Source organism: Nocardia vermiculata NBRC 100427, from assembly GCF_001613265.1.
In the GTDB taxonomy this organism is placed as follows: Bacteria; Actinomycetota; Actinomycetes; order Mycobacteriales; family Mycobacteriaceae; genus Nocardia; species Nocardia vermiculata.
Genome location: NZ_BDCA01000005.1, coordinates 176481 through 203360 on the forward strand (window position 1 = coordinate 176481; position 26880 = coordinate 203360).

General features: G+C 65.5%; 23 protein-coding genes. 10 read left to right on the forward strand and 13 right to left on the reverse strand.

Features of this window, described 5'->3' with window-relative positions:
* Nucleotides 1-60: 60 nt before the first annotated feature.
* Nucleotides 61-1215, forward strand: a complete 1155-nt coding sequence (locus NV2_RS08860) for a PucR family transcriptional regulator (RefSeq protein ID WP_168436135.1) — start codon at nucleotides 61-63, stop codon at nucleotides 1213-1215.
* 40 nt (nucleotides 1216-1255) lie between these two features.
* Here NV2_RS08860 and NV2_RS08865 read toward each other — a convergent pair whose 3' ends face one another.
* The 9 genes from NV2_RS08865 to NV2_RS08905 form a co-directional block, all read right to left on the reverse strand.
* Nucleotides 1256-2485 (reverse strand): CoA transferase, encoded by a 1230-nt coding sequence (locus tag NV2_RS08865; RefSeq protein ID WP_067871065.1) that lies wholly within the window; start codon nucleotides 2483-2485, stop codon nucleotides 1256-1258.
* 62 nt (nucleotides 2486-2547) lie between these two features.
* Nucleotides 2548-3738, reverse strand: coding sequence for an acyl-CoA dehydrogenase family protein (locus NV2_RS08870; RefSeq protein WP_245662515.1), 1191 nt, complete (start codon nucleotides 3736-3738; stop codon nucleotides 2548-2550).
* 25 nt (nucleotides 3739-3763) lie between these two features.
* Nucleotides 3764-5221, reverse strand: coding sequence for an aldehyde dehydrogenase (locus NV2_RS08875; RefSeq protein WP_067871066.1), 1458 nt, complete (start codon nucleotides 5219-5221; stop codon nucleotides 3764-3766).
* Nucleotides 5222-5385: 164 nt separating this feature from the next.
* Nucleotides 5386-6780, reverse strand: a complete 1395-nt coding sequence (locus tag NV2_RS08880) for an FAD-binding oxidoreductase (RefSeq protein WP_373863541.1) — start codon at nucleotides 6778-6780, stop codon at nucleotides 5386-5388.
* Nucleotides 6777-7187, reverse strand: coding sequence for a Zn-ribbon domain-containing OB-fold protein (locus tag NV2_RS08885; protein WP_067871068.1), 411 nt, complete (start codon nucleotides 7185-7187; stop codon nucleotides 6777-6779). Before NV2_RS08885 ends, NV2_RS08880 begins: the two co-directional genes overlap by 4 nt.
* A gap of 7 nt (nucleotides 7188-7194) precedes the next feature.
* On the reverse strand, nucleotides 7195-8322 hold the full coding sequence (locus NV2_RS08890; protein ID WP_067871069.1) for a thiolase family protein: 1128 nt from the start codon (nucleotides 8320-8322) through the stop codon (nucleotides 7195-7197).
* A gap of 76 nt (nucleotides 8323-8398) precedes the next feature.
* Nucleotides 8399-9367 (reverse strand): cyclase family protein, encoded by a 969-nt coding sequence (locus tag NV2_RS08895; protein WP_067871070.1) that lies wholly within the window; start codon nucleotides 9365-9367, stop codon nucleotides 8399-8401.
* Nucleotides 9364-10947 (reverse strand): class I adenylate-forming enzyme family protein, encoded by a 1584-nt coding sequence (locus NV2_RS08900; protein WP_245662516.1) that lies wholly within the window; start codon nucleotides 10945-10947, stop codon nucleotides 9364-9366. The genes NV2_RS08895 and NV2_RS08900 overlap by 4 nt, the downstream gene beginning before the upstream one ends.
* A gap of 417 nt (nucleotides 10948-11364) precedes the next feature.
* The gene (locus NV2_RS08905) at nucleotides 11365-12006 is read right to left on the reverse strand and encodes a TetR/AcrR family transcriptional regulator (protein WP_168436136.1); all 642 of its coding nucleotides are present in this window, start codon (nucleotides 12004-12006) and stop codon (nucleotides 11365-11367) included.
* A 404-nt stretch (nucleotides 12007-12410) separates the two neighbouring features.
* Between NV2_RS08905 and NV2_RS08910 the strand changes: the two genes are divergently transcribed.
* The 4 genes from NV2_RS08910 to NV2_RS08925 are packed head-to-tail and all read left to right on the forward strand — an operon-like array spanning nucleotide 12411 to nucleotide 16468.
* Complete coding sequence (locus tag NV2_RS08910; protein ID WP_067871072.1) at nucleotides 12411-13679, forward strand: MFS transporter; 1269 nt, start codon at nucleotides 12411-12413, stop codon at nucleotides 13677-13679.
* A gap of 21 nt (nucleotides 13680-13700) precedes the next feature.
* Entirely contained in the window at nucleotides 13701-14591 is an 891-nt protein-coding gene (locus tag NV2_RS08915) for an SMP-30/gluconolactonase/LRE family protein (protein ID WP_067871073.1), read from the forward strand.
* Nucleotides 14592-14606: 15 nt separating this feature from the next.
* Nucleotides 14607-15461: an HpcH/HpaI aldolase/citrate lyase family protein gene (locus NV2_RS08920; protein WP_373863542.1), complete on the forward strand. Its 855-nt coding sequence runs from the start codon at nucleotides 14607-14609 to the stop codon at nucleotides 15459-15461.
* Entirely contained in the window at nucleotides 15458-16468 is a 1011-nt protein-coding gene (locus NV2_RS08925) for a MaoC family dehydratase (protein WP_067871074.1), read from the forward strand. Before NV2_RS08920 ends, NV2_RS08925 begins: the two co-directional genes overlap by 4 nt.
* 1155 nt (nucleotides 16469-17623) lie before the next feature.
* On the opposite strand, the gene NV2_RS08930 is transcribed toward NV2_RS08925, so the two are convergent.
* Entirely contained in the window at nucleotides 17624-18463 is an 840-nt protein-coding gene (locus tag NV2_RS08930; protein WP_067871075.1) for an SDR family oxidoreductase, read from the reverse strand.
* A gap of 161 nt (nucleotides 18464-18624) precedes the next feature.
* On the opposite strand from NV2_RS08930, the gene NV2_RS08935 reads away from it, so the two are divergent.
* On the forward strand, nucleotides 18625-19527 hold the full coding sequence (locus tag NV2_RS08935) for a helix-turn-helix transcriptional regulator (RefSeq protein WP_084474203.1): 903 nt from the start codon (nucleotides 18625-18627) through the stop codon (nucleotides 19525-19527).
* Nucleotides 19528-19538: 11 nt separating this feature from the next.
* On the opposite strand, the gene NV2_RS08940 is transcribed toward NV2_RS08935, so the two are convergent.
* Entirely contained in the window at nucleotides 19539-19979 is a 441-nt protein-coding gene (locus NV2_RS08940) for an Lrp/AsnC family transcriptional regulator (protein WP_210749408.1), read from the reverse strand.
* Nucleotides 19980-20058: 79 nt separating this feature from the next.
* On the opposite strand from NV2_RS08940, the gene NV2_RS08945 reads away from it, so the two are divergent.
* The 3 genes from NV2_RS08945 (at nucleotide 20059) to NV2_RS08955 (ending at nucleotide 22449) form a co-directional block, all read left to right on the forward strand.
* Nucleotides 20059-20799, forward strand: coding sequence for an AzlC family ABC transporter permease (locus tag NV2_RS08945; RefSeq protein ID WP_084474205.1), 741 nt, complete (start codon nucleotides 20059-20061; stop codon nucleotides 20797-20799).
* On the forward strand, nucleotides 20792-21115 hold the full coding sequence (locus tag NV2_RS08950) for a branched-chain amino acid transporter permease (protein ID WP_067871077.1): 324 nt from the start codon (nucleotides 20792-20794) through the stop codon (nucleotides 21113-21115). Before NV2_RS08945 ends, NV2_RS08950 begins: the two co-directional genes overlap by 8 nt.
* Before the next feature lie 140 nt (nucleotides 21116-21255).
* Nucleotides 21256-22449 (forward strand): multidrug effflux MFS transporter, encoded by a 1194-nt coding sequence (locus tag NV2_RS08955; RefSeq protein WP_067871078.1) that lies wholly within the window; start codon nucleotides 21256-21258, stop codon nucleotides 22447-22449.
* On the opposite strand, the gene NV2_RS08960 is transcribed toward NV2_RS08955, so the two are convergent.
* Together NV2_RS08960 and NV2_RS08965 are read right to left on the reverse strand one after the other, a co-directional pair.
* On the reverse strand, nucleotides 22446-24188 hold the full coding sequence (locus tag NV2_RS08960) for an ABC transporter ATP-binding protein (RefSeq protein WP_067871079.1): 1743 nt from the start codon (nucleotides 24186-24188) through the stop codon (nucleotides 22446-22448). The two genes, NV2_RS08955 and NV2_RS08960, sit on opposite strands and share 4 nt — an antisense overlap.
* Nucleotides 24185-26002, reverse strand: a complete 1818-nt coding sequence (locus NV2_RS08965) for an ABC transporter ATP-binding protein (protein WP_067871080.1) — start codon at nucleotides 26000-26002, stop codon at nucleotides 24185-24187. Before NV2_RS08965 ends, NV2_RS08960 begins: the two co-directional genes overlap by 4 nt.
* Before the next feature lie 73 nt (nucleotides 26003-26075).
* Here NV2_RS08965 and NV2_RS08970 point away from each other — a divergent pair, with 73 nt between their 5' ends.
* Nucleotides 26076-26864: a helix-turn-helix domain-containing protein gene (locus tag NV2_RS08970; RefSeq protein WP_067871081.1), complete on the forward strand. Its 789-nt coding sequence runs from the start codon at nucleotides 26076-26078 to the stop codon at nucleotides 26862-26864.
* Nucleotides 26865-26880 lie beyond the last annotated feature (16 nt).

A 26880-nucleotide genomic window follows, 5' to 3' on the forward strand; every position in this document is an offset into this window, starting at 1 on the left:
CGCGAATTATCGGTGTGCGCGACCGCTATCATTGTGAGAGTTACACAAAAGGAGGTAATCGTGAGTCAAGCTTCTTGGGGGCCGGTGGTCGGTGTTGTCGACTCGGTGCTCGACCGGCTCGACACGATCACCGATGACGCGGTCGCCCGGATTCGCACCGAACTCGCCGACTTCGCGCTGGTTCCCTACGACGAGCACCGGGAAGCTGTCCGGGAGCAGCTCCGGCGCAGGCTCATAGCTTTCGGGGAACGGCGAACCTGGGATCAGGATGATCTCGGCGAGGTGCGGGCGCTGGCCCGGCGCCGCGCTCGCCAGGCGATTGCGCTCGACGTGGTCATCAGGGCGTACCACGTCGGTGACCGAGAACTCTGGAGGCACTTGAGTGCGGCCCCGGGGGAGGTACAGAAGCTGCTGCCGGAACTGGCTTCCCTCATGCTCGAATCACTGCAATCGGTGACATCCACTCTTGCTCTTGCACACGGATCCGAGACCCGTGCCCGTGATCGAGTACAGATGGCGGTGTCGCAGCGACTGATCGATCTACTCAACACCGATGCCCGCGGCGCCGAAGCCGCCAGGTTGGCGGAGTACCTCGGATTCGACTCCGCAAGGCCCTTTGTAGGGCTCGCGTACGCCCGGAAGCGCGGGGAATCGGACAGCGCTGTCGAACCCGGGCCGCATTTCGCGGACGGGTTGGTGATCGCTCGGGGAGGTATCGGCGCTGTACAGGTCGTCGTGATCCAAGCGCACGACAACAGCATTGCCCAGGTTGTGGAGTCACTCGCGACCGCCGCCTTCAGAGTCGGTATCGGTTCCGGTCATCCCGGGGTCGACGGAGCCGCACGGTCGTTGCGGCAGGCTCAGCTCGCCCTGTCCGCGACATCCGCCCGGAACGCCGTCAGCAGATTCGATGACGATTGGCTCATCAACTGCGTGATGAGCCTCGCCGACCTCCTCGATGACGACGTCTACCACGCCGCCGAGATCGCCGACGCCCACCCGTCCCTCCGCGAGACGGTTGCTGCTTTCGCTGCGGCCGACATGTCGATCACCCAGTGCGCACGCACCAGCCACCTGCACGCCAACACGGTTGTCTACCGACTCGGCCGATGGCGCGAACTGACCGGTTGGGACCCGCGCACCTTCTCCGGCCTCACCCGGTCGATCGCCGCCTGTGCGCTCGCGGACTCCCGGACGATTCCCCCGACGCAGTAACCCTTACGGCTATCGGGCGCGAACGAACCCAGTGCCCATCTCATTCTCGCGCATCCCTGCCCAGGATCCCCGATTCGACCATTTCCGCTATCTCCGACTCCGGCAACCCGGTGACCCGGGTGAGGGCGTGGGTAGTGTCCTGTCCGAGCTTTGGTGCGGCTCCGCAGCGTAGGTGCCGGTTGTCGAACAGCGCTGCCGTGCCGGCCGCCAGGTAATTTCCGACGCCTGCCTGGTCGAGCTCGGCGAAGAGCGGGTTGTCCTGGACATCCGGTGAGGCGAAGGTTTCGGTGAAGGTCCGGTAGCGCTCGTGGAGGACACCGCATTCGCGCAATGCGGAGGTGATCCGGTCGGCGGTGTGTTGTGCGAACCAGTCGGCGAACAGCGCGGTGAGCAGATCGCGGTAGCGGAACCTGTCGGCGTCCTGTGTGAAGTCCGCGCCCAGTGCCGACTCGAGCGCCTCGACAGCGGCGGTGGTGCCGGTCGCCGCGACGAGCCCCCGGAAGTGTCTCGGAGTGAGGGCGACGATCATGAAACGGGAACCGTCGGCGGCCACGAAATCGGTTCCGTAGGTGCCGTACACATGGTTACCCGTCCGGGGTCTTTCACTGCCGTTGACCTGAATCTCGGTGAGGTATCCGAGAGTTCCGGCAAGCGACAATGCGATGTTTTCGAGAGGAAGTGTGATCTGGGTACCCGCCCCGGTTTTCGTGCGGTGCAACACCGCCGCGGTGAGCGCGAACGCGGCGTAGAAACCACACGCGATATCCCATGCGGGAAGCGTGTGATTGACCGGTTCCGGATTGCCGGCCGGACCGGTGAGGAACGGGAACCCTACGGCCGCGTTGACGGTGTAGTCGACGCCGGGTGTCCCGTCGCGCCGGCCGAGGATCTCGAGGGTGATGACATCCGCCCGGATCCGTTCGAGGACGTCGTGTCCGAGCCATTCCCGTCCGCCGGCGTTGGTCACCAGGATGCCGCCGCCGTCGCCCGGTGCGGTGATCAGTCGCTGGATCACGCGCTGCCCTTCAGGGCTGCGCATATCGCAAGCGACGGATTGCTTGCCTCGGTTCAGGCCGGTCCAGTAGATGCTGGTGCCGTTGCCGGTGGTCGGCAATCGGGTGTGGTCGGCCGCGCCTCCCAGCGGATCGACACGAATCACCTCGGCGCCGAGTTGTGCGAGTGTCAGCCCGCACAGCGGCGAGGCGACAAAACTGGATACCTCCACGACTCGAAGTCCGGATAGGGGGAGCTTGTCGGAGTCGAGGGACATGAAATTCCATCCTGTCGGTGGTGGGCTGTGGCGCGAGCCGTGGATGTATCAGTGCGCTGCGTTCAGTTTCTCGGTCGGTATTCGCGGAGCAGGCCCCGGCTGATGATGGTCTTCTGGATCTCGCTGGTCCCTTCGCCGATCAACAGGAAAGGCGCTTCTCGCATCAGTCGTTCGATCTCGAATTCCTTCGAGTATCCGTAGCCGCCATGGATTCGGAACGATTCCTGGGTGACTTCGGCGCAGTATTCGCTGGCCAGTAGTTTTGCCATACCCGCGGTGATATCGTTGCGTTCGCCGGTGCTCTTCAGGCGTGCGGCGTTGACCATCATGAGATGCGCGGCTTCGATTTTGGATGCCATTTCTGCGAGCTTGAACGCGATGGCCTGGTGTTCGGCGATCGGTTTCCCGAAAGTCTTGCGTTGCTGCGCGTACTCGATGGCCAGTTCGAACGCCCGGATGGCGACCCCGCAGGCACGCGCCGCGACATTGACGCGGCCGACCTCAACGCCGTCCATCATGAAGGCGAATCCGCGATTCGGTGCTTCACCGAGGACCTGGGTGGCCGGGATCCGGAAACCATCGAAGACAGCTTCGGTTGTGTCGACGCCCTTGTATCCCATCTTCTCGATTTTCGCTGGAATTGTCAGGCCGGGCGCGACCTCGCCGAAGCCCTCCGGCTTCTCGACCAGGAAGGTCGTCAGCCCTCGGCTGGGCTTCACATCGTCCCCGCCGGTGCGCGCGAGCAGCGCGATGAGGTTGGACGAGGCGCCGTTGGTGAGCCACATCTTGGCGCCGTCGATGATGTAGTCGTTGCCGTCGGGCCGGGCGCGGGTTTTGATCGCCGCGACGTCGGAGCCCAGATCGGGTTCCGACATCGAGAACGAACCCCGGATCTCGCCGGTCGCCATCAGCGGCAGATACTTGTTCTTCTGTGCCGGGGTGCCGTACTGAGCGATCATGTGGGCGACGATGAAATGTGTGTTGATCACACCGGAGACACTCATCCAGCCGCGGGCGATCTCCTCGACGACAAGCGCGTAGGTGAGCAGTGACTCGCCCAGACCTCCGTACTCTTCGGGAATGGTCAGGCCGAACAGGCCCATTTTCTTCATGGTCTCGACGATCTCGGCGGGGTAGCGGTCGGCTCGTTCGAGCTCCGGTGCGTTGGGAATGATTTCCTTGTTCACGAAAGTGCGTACGGTGGCCAGAATCTCGGTCTGGACGTCGGACAGTCCCGCAGTCTGTGCAAGCACGATGTTCCTCCTTCGGGGGCCGGGTTCAACCGGCCTGTGCGGCGCCGGCGTAGATCGACTTGTACTCGAGGTAACCGTCCAGGGCTTCCGGCCCGAGTTCACGTCCGATGCCGCTGCTCTTCATGCCGCCGAAGGGAGCGCCGAGGTCTTGCATGTAGTAGTTCACGCCGATGGTGCCGGTGCGGACCTTGCGTGCCACGGCGATACCGCGGTCCTCGTCGGAGGTCCACACCGATCCGCCGAGGCCATACTCGCTGTCGTTGGCCAGCCGGACGGCGTCGTCGTCGGTGTCGTAGGGCGTGACGGTGATGACTGGTCCGAAGATTTCTTCCTGTGCGATGCGCTCCGAGTTGTCGACATCGGCGAAGACGGTCGGTTCGACGAACCAGCCATCCGGCAGGCCGGCCGGGCGGGCGCCGCCGGCCACGAGCTTCGAGCCGGACTTCTTGCCCAGGTCGATGTAGCCGAGCACGCGCTCCAACTGGGCTTCGCTGGCCATCGGTCCGCATGTCACCGCGGGGTCCAAAGGGTTGCCCAGCACCATATCGCGCGCGTACTGGGCAACAGCGTCGACGACTTCGGAGTAGCGGGAACGCGGCGCGAGCACGCGCGTCTGCGCAGTACATGTCTGCCCGTTGTTCTGGAATGTGGCGTCGCCCAGCCCGGCGACGAAGGTGGCGAGATCGGCGTCGTCGAGCACGACGGCAGCGGACTTGCCGCCGAGTTCCAGGGTGCAGCGGCGGATCAGCCGGCCGCATTCGGCGCCGATGATCCGTCCGGCCGCGGTGGAACCGGTGAAGGCGATCTTGTCCACCAGCGGGTGCGACACCAGCGCCGCACCTGCCTCCCGCCCCGCCACCACGATGTTCAGCACGCCCGGCGGCAGACCCGCCTCGGCGGCGGCCTCGCCGAGAACGTAGCCGTCGAGCGCCGTTTCCGGAGCCGGTTTCAGCACGACCGTGCAGCCCGCGGCCAGCGCCGGAGCGATCTTCATCATCGCCAGGACCTGCGGATAGTTCCACGGTGTGATCGCCCCGACGACACCGACCGGTTCACGGCGCACGATGGTGGACCCAGCCTGGCTGGGCCGGGCCCGTTCCAAGGGTGTGGACTCGATGGTGTCGGCATACATCTGGAGCAGTCCCGCGGGCGCTGCACCGTTGAAGGCGTGGGACAGTGCGATGGGCATGCCGTTCTCCCGGCTGACCAGGGCCGAGGTGTTATCGGCCCGGGCAGCCAGCGCTTCGGCGAACCGGCGCATGATGGTTGCTCGCTCGGCGGCTGTCGTGCTGCCCCACGGACCGTGCAGTGCTCGTTCGGCGGCACGGACGGCGACGTCGATATCGGCTGCCGACCCGAGGGCTGCCGTCCCCAATGGTTTTCCGGTCGCGGCTTCCAGGGATACCTGAGTATCGCCCGCCAGCGGTGTCACCCACTGTCCCTCGACGTAGAAGCGGGTGCGGTCGAGTTCGGTGCTGTCCATGGATATCTCTCCTCGAGTGATCGAATACTGGATGGTTGACGGGCCGGCACCCTATTTCGGCTGCGGCACTGTCGAATACCGGCTCGATGACTTGGTCGATGGCCGGCGTGCCGGGCTGCGGCGCGACACTGGTGCGCGAGGAGCGCCGGGTCCGCCTGTCCGGGTCAGCAGCGCGGCGCGCACGGTGCGATCACTTTTCCGGGGTTGAGCATGCCGTGCGGGTCGAGGGCCTGTTTCACCGCTGTGTGCATGGCCAGAACCGGCTCGGTCAACTCCCGAGTCAGCCCGTTGCGTTTCAACAGCCCGACACCGTGTTCGCCGGTGACCGTGCCGCCCAGCTCGATCGCGGAATCGAGTATGCGCTCGAAGGCATATTCGGCCCGTCGCCTCGCGTCAGCGTCGTCGGCAGGGACGATCAGTAGCGGGTGCAGATTCCCGTCACCGGCGTGGGCAACGTTGGCGATGGTGATTCGGTGCTGCTGCCCGATCGCCTCGATCCTGGTGAGCATCTCGGGAACGGAGGCACGGGGCACGCAGACGTCTTCGGTGAGGACGGGCCCGAGCCGCTCGAGGGCCGGGTACGCGAGCCGGCGGGCCGCGAACAGCGCTTCGGCCTCCTGGGGGTCGGACGAGATCGCCGCCCAGCTCGCACCCGACTCGGTGAAGCAGGCCAGAATTGCCGCGGCTTCCTCTTCGCCGCCGGCCCCCGGCGTATCGGTGCGCGCGAGCAGTACGGCATCCGCTTCGTCGGACAGCCCCATGTTTTTCCATGCGTCGACGGCGAGAAGGGTGTGGCGGTCGATGAGTTCGAGTGCCGACGGTATGAGACCCGCCGTCCCGACCGCCGCAACTGCGTGCCCGGCGGCGGCAAGTGAGTCGAAGTAGCCGGCGATCGTACGTTCCGGCGGACGTGCCGGGCGGAGACGTACCGTTACCTCGGAGATGATGCCGAGTGTTCCCTCGGAACCGACCATCAGACCCGCCAGGTCATAACCCGCGACTCCTTTGGCGGTGCGGCGGCCGAGCCGCACCAGCTCCCCGCGACCGGTGACCACCTGCATGCCGAGTACGTAATCGCGGGTGACGCCGTACTTCACGCAGCAGAGACCGCCGGCGTTCGTTGCGACATTCCCGCCGATCGTCGACCACTGGGCGCTCGCCGGGTCCGGCGGGTACCACAGGCCGTGGTCGGCACAGGCCTTCCGGAGATCGTCGTTCGCCACACCGGGCTCGACGACGGCGAGTTGTTCGGTCGTGTCGATCTCCTTGATCGTTGTCATCTGTTCGGTGCACAGCACGACGGCGCCGTCGACCGAGTTGGCGCCGCCGGACAGCCCGGTTCCCGCGCCGCGGGCCACCACCGGTGCGCGGTGTTCCAGGCAGATGCGAACGATCTGCTGAATCTCTTCCGCGCTTCGCGGCCGCACGACGGCCACCGGCCGGCGGTGCGGGGCCCACACGGCTTCGTCGTGTGCGTAGCTGTCGAGAATGGCAGGGTCGTCGATGGTCCGGCCGGGTGGAAGCGCGCGGCGCAGGTCCTCGACCACAGCGGTATTCATCGCGAACATTCCCTGACCACCGGGCCGAACTCCGGCAGGGGCGTGTGCTCGTCCACCGTCCGGAACGACACCGAAACCGGCTCGCCGATGACCGGTTCCGCATCGCCGGCCCATGTCGTCGTGATGTTGGGGCCGCTGTCGAGCCGGACCTGGACCACGATGTAGGGCACCTCGTCTCCGGCGAAATACTGTTTGTGGAACCGGACCCAGCTGTTGACACGACCGGTTCCCGGATCGGTGTCCCAGCCGATATCGCTGGTGAAGTCGTGGGGACATACGGGCCCGGGTGGCCAGAATCGCCGATCGCAGGTGCGGCATCGGGGGATGCGCAGCAGGGAATTCGCCGCCCCGTCGAGGTGCTCGATGTCCTCGGGGTAGCGGAGGGGAAGTGGGCGTCGGTCCGACACTGTCTGATCACCTGTCCTTTGTGAAAATGAGCGAATCTCCGAAAGGAGTGGCCCACTGGACGGTTTCGCAGCCGGTCACTTGCCGGGGCCCGGCCTGACCGCGAAGCTGGCGGGCCGCCTCGACCATGTGACCCCATCCGCAGATATGTGCTTCGGACAGCAGACCCCCGGCGGTATTGGCCGGAAGCTCACCGCCGAGTTCGATCCGGCCGTTCTGCAGCCAGTCGAGGGCCTGTCCTTCTCCGGCGAATCCGAAGCGCTCGAGGACGAACACCAGATTGGGTGAGAAGGCGTCGTACAGCTGCAGCGAGTCGATATCGGCCGGCCCCGTCAGCCCCGCCTGGGTGTAGACGGTATTGCGCTCGATGCGCCGGGTGTCGCTCTGCGAGAAGACCCCGAGTCCGGGTGGGGCGAAGATGAATTCGTTGCGACCGGCGTGCAGTCCTTGCATTCCGGCCACGACCACGGCGGGCCGGCGCAGGTCGCGGGCACGTTCGACGGTGGTGACGAGCAGACATCCGCCGCCGTCGCTGAGCAGGGCGAAGTCCGGCCGGCGCAACGGTTCGACGACGAAGGGCTGGTGTCGGTAGTCGTCGGTTTCCAGGGCATCGGTCATCTGCGCGGCCGGGTTCAGCCGGGCGTGCTTGCGGAAGGCGATCGGCACCGCGGCGATGAGCTCCGGGTCGTAGCCGTATCGGGCGCAATAGCGTTGGAAGGCCATCGCTGCCCCGGCGCCGGGTGCCGTCATACCGTAGTGCGGCAGTTCCCCGTGCGACCCGCCGCCTTGGCGCATACCTTCGAGATCTCCGGCGCCACCGACCGTGCCGAGTCCGGAGAAAGATACGCCCGCCACGCATGCCGCGATATCGGACATTCCGAGGGCAACCGATTGCACCGCCGCTTGCAGAGCCGGTCCGACGAAGCGTCCGTGGGTCCATGTCTGCACCGCTGCTCGGATTCCGAGCCCGAACGCTTCGGCCATCCGGTCGTAGTCGACGGCTAGTGGATAGCCGACATTGGTGAACAGCCCGTCGACTTCGTGTACACGCAGGCCGGCATCATCGAGTGCCAGCCGTAACGCTTCGGCGGCGAAATCCAGTGCGGTGCGGGGGGAGCGCCGGGAGACTTCGGTCATCCCGATCCCGACTATGGCTACCTGTCGGAGCGGACCGAGTGGCACAGCGGAAGTTCCTTTCCTCGTTGAAGGCGGATCAGATGATGGCGTGGGCGTTCGCGGGGCTGCCTACTCCGCGTGGCAAGGGAAGGACTCCGGATACCAGCAGGAATTCGTAGTGACCGCGGTCGACGCATGCGGCAGCGAGCCTTTCGAGAGCCCACAACTCGCCCAGCGGCATGCCCTGTAGTGCGATCAGGCGGCGGTGCAGGAATCCCTTCCGGCGGTCGATCGGGAAGACTTCCACGCCGACGTTGTCGGCAGCCACCGCCGCGAATTCGTTGTCCCAGAGATAGCCGGCCATCTGTTTCGATGAATCCAGCCCCGGGCAGGCGAACCCGGCACCGATCGTGTCCCGCATACGGAGCCGGTGCTGTAGTGGGCGCGTGCGGTACCACTCCGTCCAACCCGTGCGAATCACGAGTATGTCGCCCGACTCGAAGGTTGTTCCCTGGGCAGCCGCCGCCGCGTCGAGCATGGCTGCGGTGATCACGACCGGTTCGTCCGGGGCCATCGGGGTTCCCATGTCGGCGAGGTAGCGGGCGATATCGACCAGAACTCCGCGCCCGCCGAACCCATGGGCTGCCCAGTGATCGACTCCGAGGGTGTCGGTGGTCGCGAGGTCGGACTCCTGCCGACCACCCCAGTAGCCGTTGCGTCCGGCACGGATATGCCTGAGCCCGTCCCATTGGGAGGAGCCCTGCAGATAGAAGTGGTCGAGCCGGTCGTCGTGCCCGGCTGCGGTGTCTTCGACGATATGGTCGTAGGGAGCGCGTTCGCCGAACAAGCCCGGATTCGGCTCGTCCAACGGCAGGCACAGCGAGATCATCTCGCCGGTCCGGATGGTGCGGGCTGCGGCGAGCCGCTGCCGGGGTCCGATGAGGTTGAGCGTGCCGATTTCGTCGTGGCGGCCCCATACATCCCAGCCGTGATGTTCGTCGCGGTCCGGCAGTACCGGAAGCTCGGCGAAGCGCGGCGTGCGCCGGATTGTTTCGGCGGTGCTCATCGCACGCCCTCGGTGAGCATGTCGCGCAGTTTCAGCTTGCTCACCTTGCCGGTGGCAGTCTGCGGTACCGCCGCCGACTCCATCACGACGAAACGGCCGGGCACCTTATAACTGGCGGCACGAGCGCGGATGTACTCGGTCAGCGTGCGGGCAAGCGCTTCGTGGTCGCCGACAGCGACGGCCGGCACCACAACGCAGGCCATCTCCTGGTCACCTTCCGGGGTCTCCAACCCGAATACGTACGTTTGGTCCACCGAGCTGTGGCCGGATATGATCTCCTCCACTTCGAGCGGCGCCACGTTGATCCCTTTGATCTTGAGCATTTCCTTCCAGCGCCCGCCGAAGGACAATCTTCCGTCGGCGTCCAGCACACCGAGATCACCGGTGCGGAACCAGTCGTCCGCGGTCCGTGTACCGGCGTTGATCTCGGTGCCGCCCAGATAGCCGGGTATGACACAACCGCGGATCTCGATCTCGCCCACGGATCCGGGCGGGCACGGAGCGCCTGTGGAGTCGGTGATCCGAATTTCCTGGGTGGGAAGGCATATCCCCTGCGTATTGAGCTTGATCGTGAGGTCGTCGTGAGCGTCGGACATGGTGACGAAGCCGTATGACTCGGTCAGCCCGTAGGCACTGCACGCTTCGGTTATGTCGAGGCCTTCGATCGCCAGTCGCTTGTCCTCGGCATTGAATCCGACTGGTCCCGTCCGCAGCGACGAGATGTCCCGTCGTCCGAAACTCGGCGCAGCCAGCAGGGCGCGCACGGCGGTGGCCAGGCCGTAGAACACAGTGCAGCGCTCGGCCTCGATGAATTCCAGGGCCGCATCGCCTTCGACCTTCTCCTGGATACAGAGGGTGATCCCGTGGGCCAGTGCGACGGGAAGGGCGTTGCACGCGCCGTACCCGAAGAACAACGGCATCGCGAACCACAGGCGATCACCGGGGACCACATGCATGCGATCACCCATCGCGCGACCATTGCGCAGTAGTTTGCCGTGTTCGAGGGGAACCGGTTTCGGAAGTGCTGTGCTGCCGCTGGTGTAGAGAATCATTGCCGGATCTGACGGTCCACACGTCTGTGGTGGGCAAGGTCCGCGCTGTGCAGCGGGCGGAAAGGGTTCGGCGGCCGGCCACAGTAATGCCCCCAGGTACTGCTCTCCGCGTGTGGCGGATGTGTATGTTCCGGGATATCCGGCGGCGGCGAGTTCGGCGGGGATGTCCTTGCCGAAGACGAGATCCTCGGTCACGATCAACCGCAGATCCGCGGAGGCGATCAGATGCGCCAGTTCGTTGGAGCGATACCAGGTGTTGATCGGAACGGCAGTCAGTCCCGCGCGCTGGGCGCCCAGCACAGCGACGAGCCAGCGCAGGCCGTTCGGCAGCAGTACTCCCACCCGGTCACCGGGACGCAGGCCGGCCGCGGCCAGCGATCCGGCGAAATCTTTACAGCGGGAATTTAATTCGGCAAAGGTAAGTCGTCCTTCCGGTGCCACCACGGCTTCCGTATCGGCGAATGATTCGGCCAGCGCGGCCATTGCCTCGGGGAAGGTCTCGGGCCGACCCCTCTGGATCTCGTTCACTTGACTGGTCCTGTCTTCCGGATTGGTCCACATCGGTGGGCATGCCACCGGTCGGAGAGGCGGTTCGTCATCGGATCGATGGCACCGCGCGGAGATCGGCGTAAGCGCGCAACAGGAACCCGGCTTCGAAAGGCCGGTCCGTCGACGGTTTTCGCCTATTCACCATCTGTGGGGACGTTACGCGCAACATGATGGTGAGTCAAGCAACACTATGTCGAGTAAATTTCGAGTGGTCGCTTCCGTGGACAGGCGCCGATAACCGGCACGCCGCCGGGGGCGGCGTGCCGGTCTCTGTGGCGACGGGAGGGAGGTTGATCGCCGTGTAGGTGAACTCGGCTCCGGTTCTCGACTGCGCGAAAGTGGGGCGACTCGTCGAGCGTGTGTATTCGTAGACCGAAGAGCCCGGGCGGGCAGCGGTCAGGAGCTACGGTCCTTCTTCAGGTTCAGGGCGTCGCCCCACAGTCCGGTCACCACATCGAGCAGGGTCGCGCGCTCCAGTATGAAAACCTTCTGCACGATGCATCGAAAGCACAGCTGATCGAGTTGCACCATCAGCAGTTCGATGCGCAGTTGCCGTTCGTCACGGTGCTCCGGCGGGATCGTCTGCAGGTATCCGTCGAGTTCGTGCGCGAGCTGGTCGATCTGGTCCTTCCAGCGCGCGGCTACCTCGAGATCGCCGGCCATGGCTTCGTGAATCGCGGGCAACAGTTTCGCGTGGTCCTCCCACCAGGTCAAGGCGTTGTCGAGCCAGTTCCGCAGCGCAGACTCGGTGCCTTCCTCGAGCGCGACGTTCAGTAGTGACCAGTAGCGTGCGCTTTGCTGCTTGCGGACGGCCTCGTATACCTCGTTGAAAACCTCGGCTTTGTTGGCGAAGTGGAGGTAGAGGGTGGATCGATTGATCTTCGCGGCCTTGGTGATATCGCCGATGGACGCTTCCCCGTAACCGCGCTCTTCGAAAACCGTGCGTGCCGCATGCAATATTCGCCGGCGTGTCATCAACCGCTGCTGCTCACGCACCGGGAGCAGCTCTGTCGTCTCAGTCGATGCAGTGTTGTCCATGCTGCGAGCGTAGACCCGGGGGGTGTCGCCGACATGACGCAACGTCGGTCGACGCCCTGGTAGTAGCCGTAACAGGGCAAATTCGGAACTGACTCGACATGGTGATGGTTGACACAACGACCTGTTGTGCTTAGGCTCACTTCCGGACATACGCACTGCCAGTGCACGCAGGTCGCCGCGCAGACAACCCGGCCGATCGCCGCGAGCCGAGGCCGGACCGATGCTGCCACGCGCTTCTCGATATGCGGCCGGAGTCTCCGATTCGGACCGGTTCGTCGGCGAGGTATCCCAGCCTCCCCACCCGTTCAGCCGATTCGGCCGCCCGGGGGGTAGAGGCCCGCGACGACAGCGCGGCACGCCTCGGCATATGGAGCGCGGAATGTCGTCTATATGAGGGAGTCACCATGTCCAGAGTCAACGCCAGATCCCGAATCCCGGTACTGGCACTGTGTTTCGCCGGATTGGCATTTGAAGGGTATGACCTGGTCTCCTACGGGACAGTTCTGCCCCAGTTGGTGTCCCCGCAGGGATGGGATATCGGGCCGGCGACAGCGGGGCTGATCAGCACTCTCACGGTCGTGGGTATGTTGATCGGCTCCCTGGTCTCCGGTGCACTGGCCGATTTCATCGGCCGGCGCATGCTGACCATCGCCTCGTGCGCCTGGTTCTCGGCGTGGATGGCGCTCTGCGCTGTGGCGCCGACCGCTGAGATGCTCGGCGGGGCCCGTTTCCTGGCGGGGCTGGGTATCGGCGCGTTCGTTCCGCTCGCGGCGGCGCTTGCGGTGGAATTCGCGCCGGAGGGGAAGGGGAATCGATACAGCGCCATCGCCTGGTCCGGATACCCCGTCGGAGGTGTTGTCGCCGCGCTCGTCGGCGTAGTAGCGCTGGAGCCGTTGGGCTGGCGCTTCCTCTTCGCGCTCGGTGCTCTGCCCCTGGTCACACTGGTGCCACTGATGTATTTCACCCTTCCCGAATCCTCGGCAACGCGCCGTCCCGCGGATTATGCAGACGCATCGCAGGACGACCCGAGTTCCGGCACTGCGCGGGGCCCGAAGGCGTTGTTCGTCGACGGAGTATGGGTGCGAACCATCGTCTTCGGACTGATGAGTGCGAGTGGGCTGGTGCTGACCTACGGGCTGAATACCTGGCTTCCGCAGCTGATGCGCGCGAACGGATACGAACTCGGGTCGGCACTGACCTTCCTGATTGCTCTCAATCTGGGTGCGGCCACAATTCCGCCGCTACTCGCCAGGCGCGCCGACGCCTCAGGGCCGCGGACGGTGATGATCGCAGTATTTCTCGCCGCCGCAGCGAGCATTCTCGCCCTCAGCATCGCGCTTCCGCTGGGCCTGGTCTATGTCCTTGTATTCGTCGCCGGTGCCGGAACTCTCGGAGCGCAGCTGCTGATGTCCGGATTCGTGGCGACGGACTATCCCGACAACTCCCGAGTCGCCGCACTGTCGTGGATCTCGTGCGCCGGCCGGGTCGGAGCACTCGGCGGCCCGACATTGATCGGATTCCTCGTCGCCGCCGGTAGCAGCGTCGAAACAAGTTTCTACGTCTTTGCGGCATTCGGAATTCTCGGTGCGATACTCGCTGCCGCGATTCCGCGACGTCCGCAAACATGGTCTGTCACCGAGGCCGAGGGAACAGCCGTGCGTTCCGAAGCCTGATCCAAGAAATGGAGTATTTCGATGACTGTCAACTCTTCCTTCGAAGTCGTCGCCGACGGATACTCGTTCACCGAGTGCCCGCGCTACCACGACGGTCGCGTCTGGTTCGTCGACATGCATCTGAACCGAGTTATCTCGGTTCGGCCGGACGGTTCGGATACACGCACGATCGAGGTTGCGAGCGCGCCCGGAGGCATCGGGTGGCTACCCGACGGACGTCTCCTGGTGGTTCTCATGCAGGAGCGAAAAATCGTCCGGTTCGACGACGATGAAATGGTCGTGCACGCGGACCTCTCCGATTCGGTCATCTCGACACTGAACGATCTGGCAGTGGACTCCGCCGGCCGATGCTACGTCGGCGAAACCGGATTCGACCCCCACGCCTTCCTCTCCGATCCGGAAGATATCGACAACGTATGCCACGGCCGGTTCACCCCGCCGGCGACCAGCCGACTCTTCCTGGTCGAAACGGACGGCGAATACCGGGAGGTGGCTTCCGGGCTGGCGTTCAGCAACGGAATCGTCGTCGACGAAACCCGGGAGTATTTATTCGTCGCCGAGTCGTTCGGCGCACGGCTGACTCGCTTCCGCCTTGCTCCCGACGGCAGTCTCACCGAGCGCAAGGAGCTGTTCGTCGACTTCGCGCCGGACGGCATCGGAATGGATACATGGGGATATATCTGGGTATCGGATGTATTCGGCCGCGCCGCAGTTCGAATCGACGCGGAGGGCCGGGAAATCGAGCGGGTACGGTCCAGCCGACTCGTCCTGGCCTGCGCAACCGGTGGTGCACGCGGCGACCAGCTCTACCTGTGCGCCTCGCCGGCGCTGGACAGCACCGAATGCTTGCGACTGCGTGAGTCACGAGTCGAAGCAGTGACTATCGATTCGCCGACACGCGTCGCGAAGTAATCGGCAGGACTCATCGTGATTGCTACATGCCGGCGAGTAATTCTGGTCGCACCCGGGTCGGATGAGCGTAAGGCCCGCAAGGCACTCGATTCTTCTGTCGACGAGGTCGTTCTCGATCTCGAAGATGCTGTCACTGCCGGTCGCAAGGACGAGGTGCGGGAGGTCGTGGCCGAGCTGGTCGGTGAGTACGGACCCCGGCGGCCGGTCTCCGTCCGGGTCAACGGACCGGATACCCGATGGTTCCGCCGTGACCTGTCCGCACTCTGCGAAGTGGCGGATGCCCTGTCCTCGATCGTGATTCCGAAGGTCGGCTCGACCGTGGACCTCGAGGCCGCCGACCGGATACTCGACAAGGCCGGCGGCACGGAGGTGCGACTGCAGGCACTGGTGGAAACCCCCGCCGGAATCCACAATGTCGACCGGATCGCCGCCGGGTCCCGGATCGAGGCCGTGATCATCGGATACGCCGATCTGGGTGCCGCACTGGGCCGGTCGCCCGCGGCCCCGCCCGAACAGTGGCTCTATGTTCAGGACCGGGTACTACATGCCGCGCGTGCGGCGGGCGTGCAGGCGATCGACGGTCCCTTCCTCGGAATCGCCGACGACCCGGCGTTCCGCCGTGCGGGCCACTGGGCCGCGGATCTCGGGTTCGATGGCAAATGGGTTGTGCACCCGGCACAGGCCGGCACCACGCTGGAATTGTTCACTCCGAGCGTTGAACAGGTCGACTTCGCCAGGCGGGTGCTGTCCGCACTCGAACAAGCGGAGGAACAGGGTGTGGGAGCCGTTCAACTCGACGGCCGGATGCTCGACGAAGCTCTTGCCGTCGCCGCCCGCCGTACGCTGACCAAGATCGGAGCGAGGCAATGACAACTCTCGACCACACCCGGACTGTTGTCGTCGGCGGGCCCTACTTCGACCGGTTGGCCGTCGGGCAGGTCTTCGATACCGCCCCCGCCGTCACCTTGACCGACGGGCTCGCTGCCGCGCACCAGGCGATCGTCGGCAATCGATTGCGCCTGATGCTCGACAGGTCGCTGGCGGCAACGGTCGCCGGTGGCCCGGTCGCGCACCCCGGGCTTGTCACCGATATCGCGATCGGACAATCGACTCTGGCCACCAATCACGTCAAAGCCAACCTCTTCTACCGCGGCCTGCGACTACATCGCCTGCCCTCGATCGGTGACACGCTGTCGACCACCACCGCGGTCGTCGGCCTGAAAAGCAACTCGATCAGACCCGGTCGCCCGGCGACGGGTCTAGCCGTATTGCGTATCAGTACAGTGGACCAGCACGGACGGACCGTGCTGGACTTCCACCGATGCGCCATGCTGCCGGTCGACCCCGCGGTCGATCCGGTCGAGGTGACCCGTACCGACGATCTGTCCACGATCGGCGAATCGCACGCAACGGACTGGGCAGTGCCCGAAGGAACCGATCTCGATGCCTACCGATCCGCAGTGTCAGGACCGCATTTCGACCCGTCGCTGGTGGGTGTCAGGTTCACCTCGAGCGGCGATGTCGTCAGCAGTGCACCCGAACTGGCCCGGCTCACCCTCAATATCGCTGCCACACACCACGATGAGCGGACGAGTCCCACCGGTCGCCTCGTCTACGGTGGCCACTCCATCGGTATCGCCCTCGATCAGGCAGTACGAGCGCTGCCGAACATGGTGACAGTACTCGGCTGGCAATCCTGCGATCATACGGCCGCAGTCGCCGAAGGAGATACCCTCACCAGCGACCTGTACGTCGAGAACGCGTCGATACTGCCAACCGGCGGAACCCTCGACCTGCGATCGATTGTTTTCTCCCATCGCGGGGACGCACCGCCACAGCAGGTACTGGACTGGCGATTCACCGCTCTGTTCGCTTGAGGCCCGGTAAGGGCTTCATCACCCAGGGAGACGCACCCCCGACACACGGATGCTGGCCGCTGGCCAGGCTGTCTACCACGACTCGGTGCATGCCTGGATAGTTTTCGTGGTGGGGCGTATCTGACGGTCGTCATCAGCCTGGCCAGGGTGCAAAGTGCGTCGTTGCCCGCAGGCGTAGTCGGACGCCACAGTGCGATCGAGAAGCTCTGATCGCACTGCGTCGGCCGCGTGCCACGTCGGGAAGAAGGCGGTAGATGCAAGACTCGAGCGGGCCCACCGCTAACCCCGCGCTTTCGTCGTCGAGGTGGCATCGGTCTTAGGCTTTCGCCGAGAGGAGACTGTTCGAGAACTGAAGGCGGCACTATCGGCGGGTTCCACCCTTTGTGCTGGTCAGCCCTCTTCTCGTGCTCCTGGCCATCTCGGCGAGGTGAACCGGGCCGCTTTCCTGTCGTCCGTCGGGGAATTTGACGTTCTGACCAACGATCAGCGCGGGGCCGATTGCCTGCTGCTGGTCTCGGGGGCAACCCGCGGAGAGGCGCCGCGCGGGTTTGCCTTCGCAGAAAGCTGCGATCAAAGCGCTTAATTCCGTTACAGCCGAGCATGCTTCGCGAAGTCGTGTACCTGCCCTACCCGGTTAAGGCGGTCGCCGCGCTGAGCTGATCGTTGGGGTTGGGCTCCGCACACCGGTCCTGTCCGGGCTGGTGGGCTCATGACGCTCTATGTGGGGGTCAGGGGTTCGAGTCCCCTTAGCTCCACTTCGAAACCGCAGATCAGAAGCTTTCTGATCTGCGGTTTTCGCGTTGACGGGTAACAAGCCGTCCTGTGTAGGTGCGCGGTCGCACCGGCTCCCCCTCAACGTGTTCTCGTTCCACGCTCACCGTGTCCCGTGTCGAGTCCGCATCGCACCAATGCAACCCGACACCTCCGATCGCTGTTAGCTGTATGCGCTGAGCGTGAAACACGCGTAGCGCACAGCGCCCGGCACTCGGTTCCAGCCGACTATGTCGTTCGCGCGGCGCGCCGGATACAAGGGCATGGAAGGCAGGCATGGATCGAGTAGCTTCGGGTGCGGCAGTGCCACTTGGTCATTCGTGCGCTGAGGTTGCGGAACCCGTTGTACTCGGTGAAGGTTCCGTTATGGGGCGCGGCGGCGGGTCACGCGCTCTCGACGTGCGCCGTGGCGGCGGATGCCTCCCGCACAGGTGTGAGTTCGCGTGCGAGGCGCTCGGTCATCACCGTGCGGCGGTCCAGCGCGTCCTGCCCGATGGGCAGGTGCAGCGGCAGCCGCGGCCCAGAGGTGACCTGGTAGATGAAGGCCGCCATCTTGACCGGGTCGCCGAGTTGAGTGTGGTTTGCCTCGCCGGCCCAATCCAGCGTGTCGTGGGCAGGGGTGCCGTCGTAGGCGGCGATCCGGCCCTCGGGCATTCGCACCGAGGAGAGGTCGAGGAAGTCGGTGCGGATCACGCCCGGTTCGACCACCATGCTCTGGATCCCGAAGGGGTCCAGTTCAGCGGCGAGCGCCTCGCTGATGCCGGCGACGGCGAACTTGGATGCGGAGTACATGCTCACCCCGGGCTCGCCCTCGTAGCCCGAGCGTGAGCCGATGTGCACGAGCTTGCCCGAACCTGCCGCACGCATGACGGGCAGGACCGCACGAGTCGTGTTGATCAGGCCGAACACGTTGACGTCGAACAGCGAACGCGCTTCGGCGTCGGTGATTTCCTCGAGTGCGCCCAGTAGCCCACGGCCGGCGTTGTTGACCAACACGTCGATCGAGCCGAAGTGGCTCGTGATCTCGGTGATCGCGGCGGTGATCTGTGCCGCGTCGGTGACGTCGAGACGTACCGTCAGTGCATTCGCGTGGTTGCGGACGTTCTCGGGGATCGCCTCGGGTCGGCGTGCGGCCAGGGCCACCTGCTCGCCGCCGGCCAGGGCGACACGAGCGATCTCCAGCCCGAGTCCGCGTGCCGCACCGGTGATCATCCAGACAGACATGAAGTAGTTCCTTTCGGAAGGGATTTGAAGGTCCGCCGCGGAACCGCGACTCATCCATCGTGAAAGCGGACGAGATCCCCGAGAAGGCCCACCGTTTCCTGGGACAAACTGGGCACCCCAGCGGCCTCTCACCTCCGGGCGAGGACGAGGAGACTGGGGATATGTCCGAACAACTCGAGCCCCGTCTATCGGATTTCCTCCGTGCTGCACGCGGACGGATGACCCCGGAGCGGGCCGGTATCGTCGACGGCGGGCGGCGGCGGGTGGATGGATTGCGCCGGGAAGAACTCGCCATGCTCGCCGGCGTGAGCGTCGACTACTACACCCGTCTCGAGCAGGGCCGCAGCAAGAGCGCCTCCCCGGAGGTGCTCGAGGCGATTGCCGACGCGCTCCGACTCGACGAGTCCGAACGAGCGCATCTCCACAGGGTCGCCCGTCCTGCGCCTGCCCGGCGTCGACGGGCAGCAAAGCCACAACGACTACATGCGGCGACGCAATCACTGCTCGATACCTTCGAGACGGTCCGCCGCCCCGCCTTCGTGCTCGGACGGGGGCTGAACGTCCTGGGGCACAACCACCTTGCGGCACGTCTCATCGCCGACTTCGACAACATGCCACCCGAGGAGCGCAACCAGGCCCGGTTCGTGTTCCTCGACCCGCACGCACGCGAGCTCTACGCAGACTGGGAGCAGGTGGCGGCCGATACCGCCGCCATGCTCCGCATGGACGCCGGGCGACACCCGGAAGACCCGCTACTGGGTCGCCTCGTCGGAGCCCTCTCGATCCAGAGCCCCGAATTCCGGCGCCTGTGGGCCCGCAATCACGTCCACGAACGCAGCACCGGCACCAAGCGATACCACCACCCGCTCGTCGGCGACCTCACCGTCACCTACCAGGCGTTGATCCCAGGAGACGACCCCGAACAGACACTGATGGTCTATGGGACGAAACCCGGATCACCCTCCGCCCACGCACTGGAACTCCTTGCCGGAAGCCCGCCGAGACAACAGGTTTCCGCCGCGGCCCCCTGGTGCTCGGACCGTTGCCGATCGAATCGGGACTGAATTGCCGGTGCTCAGTCGTCGGTTTTGATCTTCTTCATGATCAGGTGGGAATCCACCCGGGCGACGGCTCGCAAACCCATGAGCTTGCCGGTCAAGAAGGTTTCGAAGACCTCGTGGTCGGCTACCGCGACCCGGACGAAGTAGTCGGGACGACCGAAGAGACGGTGGAATTCGACGACTTCGTCGTAAGTGGCGATGGCCTTCTCGAATTCCTCCACGGTCTGCAGGTCGTTGATACTGATTTCCACCGCGACGACGACTTCGAACCCGCGACCGGTCGCCGCCGGATCGATGCGGGCCCGGTAGCCGCTGATGATCCCGGCGTCCTCGAGCCGCTTCACCCGGCGCAGGCAGGGCGGTGGGGTCAGGCCCACGCGTTTGGCCAGTTCGACATTCGTCAGGCGGCCGTCCTGGCGGAGGTGGAATAAAATATCTCTATCGACCGAATCCAGCTGCATCGATGTCTCACATTCGCTGATACGAGGCATTTTTGGAAACCATATTACCCGCTAAGAGACATAAAATGACCAGGTGGATAGTTCAAGGGAGACCACCCCGTCCGATCCTGCGGCTCCCGGCGCCGAACCGGCGCCGTCGGATCTGCGGGCGGCGCTGGCCGACTCCGGGTCGGTCGGGCTGGCACTGTTTCCCCTCGGCGTGGCTCTGGGCGTGTTGGTCGTGCATTCGCAGCTGGCCTGGTGGTGGGCGCCGGTATTCGCCGGTGTCGTCTACGCCGGGTCCCTGGAGTTCCTGCTCATCGGGCTCGTCGTCGCTGCCACCCCGCTGGCTCAGGTGGCGTTGACCGCGTTCCTGGTCAACTTCCGCCACGTCTTCTACGCGCTCTCCTTTCCGCTGCACCGGGTCCGCGGCCGATGGGCAAAGGGGTATGCGACCTTCGCGCTGACCGATGAGGCCTACGCACTGACCACGGGCGCATCGGCGCGGGAGTGGCGCGGCCGGCGCATCCTGTGGTTGCAGGTCCTGTGTCAGGGCTACTGGGTCGCGGGCGCCGTCGTGGGCGCCGGTGCCGCGGCACTGTTGCCGGTACAGCTCGACGGCCTGGACTTCGCCCTGACCGCGTTGTTCGTCGTACTCGCCGTCGACGGCTACCGTGCCGAACGCGATATCCCGGTCGTGATCGTGGCGCTGCTGTGTGCACTGGTTGCACGAGTCCTGCTCCCGGGGCAGATGCTGCCCGTCGCCTTGGGGCTGTTCACCGTTGCCCTGCTGATCGGTCGACCTTTCGCCAGGAAAGAGCTCACTCGTGCCTGACACCGGCTACCTGATTGCGGCCGTCGCGGTATGTGCCGCGATCACCTGGTCACTGCGCGCACTGCCGTTCGCCCTGCTGGCACCGCTGCGGACCAGCGCTACCGTTGCCTACCTGAGCCGGCACATGCCCGTCGGTGTGATGGTCGTTCTCGCCGCGTACACCCTGCGCGACAGCACCCCCGCCCAGTGGACCGTCACCGGACCGGCCCTCGCCGTCACGGTTGCGGTGCATCTGTGGCGGCGCAATGCCGTGCTCAGCATCCTGACCGGAACAGCCCTGCACGTCGTTCTGACAATGCTTTTCGTCCACGGCTGAGGCAGCAGCCGTCGTCCGGTCGGATTGGCCCCCGCTGCACCAGCCCGGCATGGCGGTGACGAAGATCAACTGAAATGTCGGAATAAACTCGAACGTCCGCACCGCTGGATTCACATGTGTCCCGAGCTATTTCCGTTCCCATGCTGATGGCTCTCGCGTTGTTGTCCGCTACCGCGCCGCTCGCCACCGATATGTATCTGCCGGGTCTTCCCACTGTCGAAGACGACCTGGTGACGTCGGCTTCGACCGTCCAGTTGACCTTGACGACCTTCATGGCCGGACTCGGAATCGGTCAGATCATCATTGGTCCGCTGTCCGACAGCTGGGGCAGGCGCAAGCTGTTGCTCGGTGGCACCGTCACGTTCGTGATCACCGGCATGTTGTGTGCACTCGCTCCGAGCATCGAGGTGTTGATTGCCGCTCGACTGCTGCAGGGGCTGAGCGGCGGTGCGGCGATCGTGCTGGCTCGCGCGGCGATTGCTGATCGTGCCAAGGGCGATGAGGCCGCGAAGCTGTTTTCGATCATGATGATTATCGGCGGGGTGGCCCCGGTGCTGGCGCCACTGCTCGGTGGCGCATTGCTCGGTCCGATCGGCTGGCGTGGAATCTTCTGGGTGCTCGCAGGCGCCGGAGTGCTGATGGTTCTCGGTATCACGATGGTGATCCCCGAGACCTTGCCGCCGGAGCGGCGGCACAGCGGCGGACTGATTGCGCTGGCCCGCAACATGCGGTCGGTAGCCGGGAATCGGCGCTTCATCGGCTACACGATGACGTTCATGTTCGGCTTCGGTGCACTGTTCTCCTATATCTCCGCATCACCGTTCGTGGCGCAGGACGCACTCGGCCTGAGCCCGGGGCAGTTCTCCCTCGTATTCGGAGTGAACTCGATCGGAATCGTCGGCGGCAATATCGTCAACACCAGGCTGATCGGCCGATTCCATGCCCGCCAACTCCTCACCTTCGGCGTGCTGACCCTCCTGACAACCGGGCTGGCCCTGGTACTCGCGGTGACTGTCGGTGGGACCGAGCGCTGGGTGGTCCTCCCGCTGATGTTCCTGATGACCACGACACTCGGATTCATCATGGGAAATGCCACCGCGCTCGGCCAGGCGCAAGTTCCGCATGCGGCGGGGACCGGTTCGGCAGTGATGGGTGCGGGCCAGTTCGGCCTGGCGGCCGTGGTGTCACCGCTGGTCGGCAGCTCGGCGACCGGGATGGCTACGAGCATTTTGATCTGCGCCGCCGTCGCGACGATCGCCCTGCTGGTTCTTGCCCGACCGACGGCAACCACCGACACACCCACCGCCGCGACTACCGCGGCGAGGACCGCTTAGAGACGAGCGTTCTCCACCCGGCGGTTGTCAACGGCCGACAGTGGTTGGGATATCGCCCAGAACGCGGCGTAGCGGCCGCCCCGGCCGACCAGCTCCTCGTGGCTTCCCTGTTCCACGATTCGACCGCCGTCGAGAAAGACGACGTGATCGGCGCGGCGGACGGTGCGCAGGCGATGCGCCACCATCACTACGGTTCGGCCGGCCATGAGGCGCTCGATACCGGCGTGGACCGCTGCCTCGTTCACCGGGTCCAGGGCGGAGGTCACCTCGTCCAGCAGCACGATGGGTGCATCCTTCAGTAGCGCCCTGGCGATGGAAACCCGTTGGCGCTCACCGCCCGACAGCAGCATGCCGCCTTCGCCGACCAGCGCGTTCCAGCCGTCGGGGAGCCGCTCGATCACCTCGTCCAGGCCCGCGGCGGTGGCGGCGGCCCGCATCTGCGCCTCGGTCGCGCCGGGGCGGCCGAGACGCACGTTCTCCTCGATGGTTCCATCGAACAGATGGACGTCCTGGAAGACGATGGCGAACCGGGCCATCAACTCCTGCGAGTTCATCGCACGTACATCCACACCGCCGATTCGCACCGCGCCGGAGTCCACGTCATAGAACCGCGCGAGCAGTTGCAGCATCGTGGTTTTGCCCGCACCCGACGGGCCCACGACGGCCAGCCGCTTGCCCGGAGGCACCGTGAGGGACACGTTGTCGAACACCTGCCGGTCGCCGTGCCGGAAGGAGACGGACTCGAACTCCAGGTCATGACGGCCGGGCCGGACAGGATCGGCAGGTTCGGGCAGCGGTTCGGTGCGCAACAGTGTGTCGAGCCCGGCCAGCACGGCGCGCGCGCCACGGAGCTTGCCGCCGATATCCGATAGCGACAGCAGTGGATCGGCGCAGCGGGCGGCCAATACCAGGACCGCCAAGAGTTCTGCCACTCCGATTTCGCCGCCCAGGGCGAGATAGGTGCCCAGGACGAGCAGGGCCGTGAACATCGCCTGCACTGTGAGGGTGAGACCGACGACTCCCGGTAGTGCGGCCACCGTCGACCGGCGCGACGCGCGTTCCAGTTCGCGGAGCGAGTCGTCGAGCAGCGTGAAGCGCGCAGTGGTTCGGCCGCCGGCTCGCAGTACCGGCTGTGCCCGGAGATACTCGATGACCCGCTCGGCGGCTGCGGCGTCGAGCTCGGAGCGCTCCGCATCTGCGGCGGCGGTTGCGTGGGCCGTCCAGCCACTGATCGCCGCCACGATCGGCGCGGCGACCAGCGCGGCCACACCCAGCTGCCAGTTGTAGGACAGCAGGACGAGGACGATCGTCAAGGGGGTTACCGCGGCGAAGAGAAACGGTGCCAGCAGATGTGCGATAACGCTCATGGCCTCCAGGACTCCACGACTGGCCAGCACCGACACCTCGCCGACACGGCCGCCGCTGTACCAGCCGAGAGGTAGACGGCCCAGATGCTCACCGATCCGGTAGTACATCCCTCGCAGCAGGGTGGTTCCGACGCGAAAGCCGGACAGATCACTGAGATAGCGCAGCACCGCGTAGACCGCGACCGCGACACCGAAGGGGACCAGCCACGGACGGGCCTGCGCGGGAGTATCCCCGAACAGGGCGCGCAGAATGGGAACCAGCAGGCCGTAGGACAATCCTTCGACCACGGCGGTTGCTGTCATGAGGGCAACCGTGCGGCGCACCGGCGCGGCGTATTCGGGTCCGAGGACGCGCAGCAGCATTCGAATCATCGGTACTCATCTCCCTGTGGGGTTTCGGATCCGTCCGCGATCGCTGATCGGTGGGCCTGCCGGAAAGCGGCGAACCTGCCGCCGCGGGCCAACAGGTCGTCCGGCCGGCCGTGCTCGACGATCACCCCGTCCTCCAGCACCACGACGATGTCGGCGTCGGCGACTGTCTCCAGGCGATGGGCGATGACCAGAATGGTGCGCTGTGCTGCCAGTGTCGACAGTGCTTGCCGCACTGCCTGTTCGGTCTGCGGGTCGGCGAAGGCCGTCGCCTCGTCGAGCACCAGGATGGGCGCGTCGGAGAGTAGTGCGCGGGCGAGTGCGATGCGCTGAGCCTCACCGCCCGAAAGCTGGGCCTGCGTGCCGAGCACGGTCTCGTAGCCGTGGGGCAGCTCGAGAATACGATCGTGGATGTTCGCCAGCTGGGCGGCGCGCACCACACCGGCGCGGTCGGCGCGTGGTACGGCCAGCGCGATATTGTCGGCGACCGAAGCTCGGAGCAGGCGAACATCCTGGAAGACGAAGGCGACGTTCCGGTACAGCACATCGCTGTCGATGTCACGCAGATCGGTCCCGCCCAGCATGACCGACCCGTGCGTCGGATCGAAGAAGCGTGGCAGTAGCTGTACCAGGGTGGATTTACCGCTTCCGGATGGCCCGACGAGTGCGGTGACCGTCCCCTCTTCGAGCACCAGGTCGATTCCGCGCAGCACCTCGTGCTCTGCGTCGTAGCCGAACCGAACACCGCGCAGTTCCACCCGATGTCCCTGGGGTGCAACGGGATGCGCGGGCTCCGGCAGCGGCGATACAGCGAGTACCTCCCGAATCCGGCCGACCGCGCGCCGCGCGGCCTGCATCTCGTCGAAGCCGTGGCCGAGGGCGGCCACCGGGGCGGTCAGGCCCAGTCCCAGCAGCAGGAACGGCAACAGATCGGCGGGTGCGAGCGAACCGTTCGCCAGCAACATCGCACCGCCGGTCAACACGACCAGCAGGACGAACGGCGGCGACAGCACGAGCTGCATGCCCGCGGCGATCGGGGCGAGACCGCGGCCCCAGCGGAAGAAGGTCCCGACGAAATCATCCACGGCCGTCCGGAATGCGCGGTGGGCCTGCCCGGAACCGCCGAATGCCTTGACCACCGCGATGCCCTGCACGTACTCCACGACGGAGTTCGCCACCTGCCCCATGGCCGCATCGAACTCTTCCTGTTCGCGCAGCCGGGCCGGAGTCATCATCGCCGGCACCAGCGCCACCGCCAGGACTACCGGGATGAGCGTGACGAGCGTCAGCCGCCAGTCGATAGTGAACAGATAGATCAGCGAAACCAGCGGCACCACGAAGGCGGAGACGAGCTCGCCGGGCGTGTGTGCGATGAACGGGTGCACGGCGCTCACATCGTCGCCCACCACCTGTGCCAGCTCGCCGGTCCGGCGGCGGGAGAACCAGCCGATCGGCACCCGCCCCAGCCCCGCGGCCAGTTGCCGGCGCAGCGACAGCTGTACCCGCCCGTCGAGTAGATGTCCGATGGCTGCCGATGCCGCCGTGAACAGCAGCCGGACCAGCAGGCCGATCGCGCCCGCGAGAACGACAACCCAGACGTGACCGTGATCGATCGGGTTGGGGGAGAGCAGGATCCGGCCCAGTTCGATGACGGCGAGTAGCGGTGCCAGTCCGGCGAGGGCGCCGATGACCTGAAAGATCAGTACAGCGGCGAAGCTGCCGGCAAAGGGACGCAATGACCCGGACTGTTGCCGGGCCGGCTCGAGATCGTTCGGGGGCGGGGATTTCGCTTTCGTCTCGGCGGTATCGCTGCGCATCGAGTGTCTCCGTGCTTCCGGTAGTGCTTCTCGCCTCCGACGCTCTCGGTGGCGCAGCGATACCCTGACAGGTGTGGACACTGATCCGCTTTCGGAAATCTGCGGTCCGGCTCGGGCGCCGGTCGCCTGGGCGCGGGCCGGACATGTCGGCTACATCGGGCCGGATCTCGGCGTCGAACCGCATTGCCCGTCGGTCGCCATGCTCAGCGTCGGACTGCACGGCCCGCTCGTTGTGCACACCGCCGAACACGGCCGGATCCGCACGGGCAGTTTCTTCGCCCCCGCTCGCACGACACAGCGGCTGGTCGCCGCCGAGGGCTGGATTCTGGCACTGTTCGTCGAGCCCGCCGGTGCGCCCGCCACGGCCATTTCCGACGAGATGGCCTATTCCTCAGGGGTTTTCGGACTCAATCATCGACGGGAACGAGAACTGGTCGAGTTGTGCTTGGCCGAGGACGTGGACGTGGACCCCGATCGCATCTACGCCCGTGCCGTCGCCGGTCCCGCGCCGGTAACCGATCCGCGCATCGAAGAGGTCGCCACCATCATCCGCGACCATCCGGACCGGACCTTCCGAGCTGATCAGATCGCCGCGAAGATGGGTCTGTCCACCACACATTTCCTGCGACTGTTCACCCAGCAGTACGGCACTACCTTCCGTGGCTATCAACGGTGGAGCCGCATCGTCCGTACGGTTCGCGGCGCGGCCGCCGGCCACGACCTCACTCGCGCCGCCATCGACGCCGGTTTCGCCACCCCGTCGCATTTCAGTGAAACCTTTCGCGACATGATCGGACTGTCGGCCACGGATATGCTCCGCGCCGGCATCCGCTTTGATCTCGGAACAGCGTCCACCCCTTGAAATTTCGACTGCGACC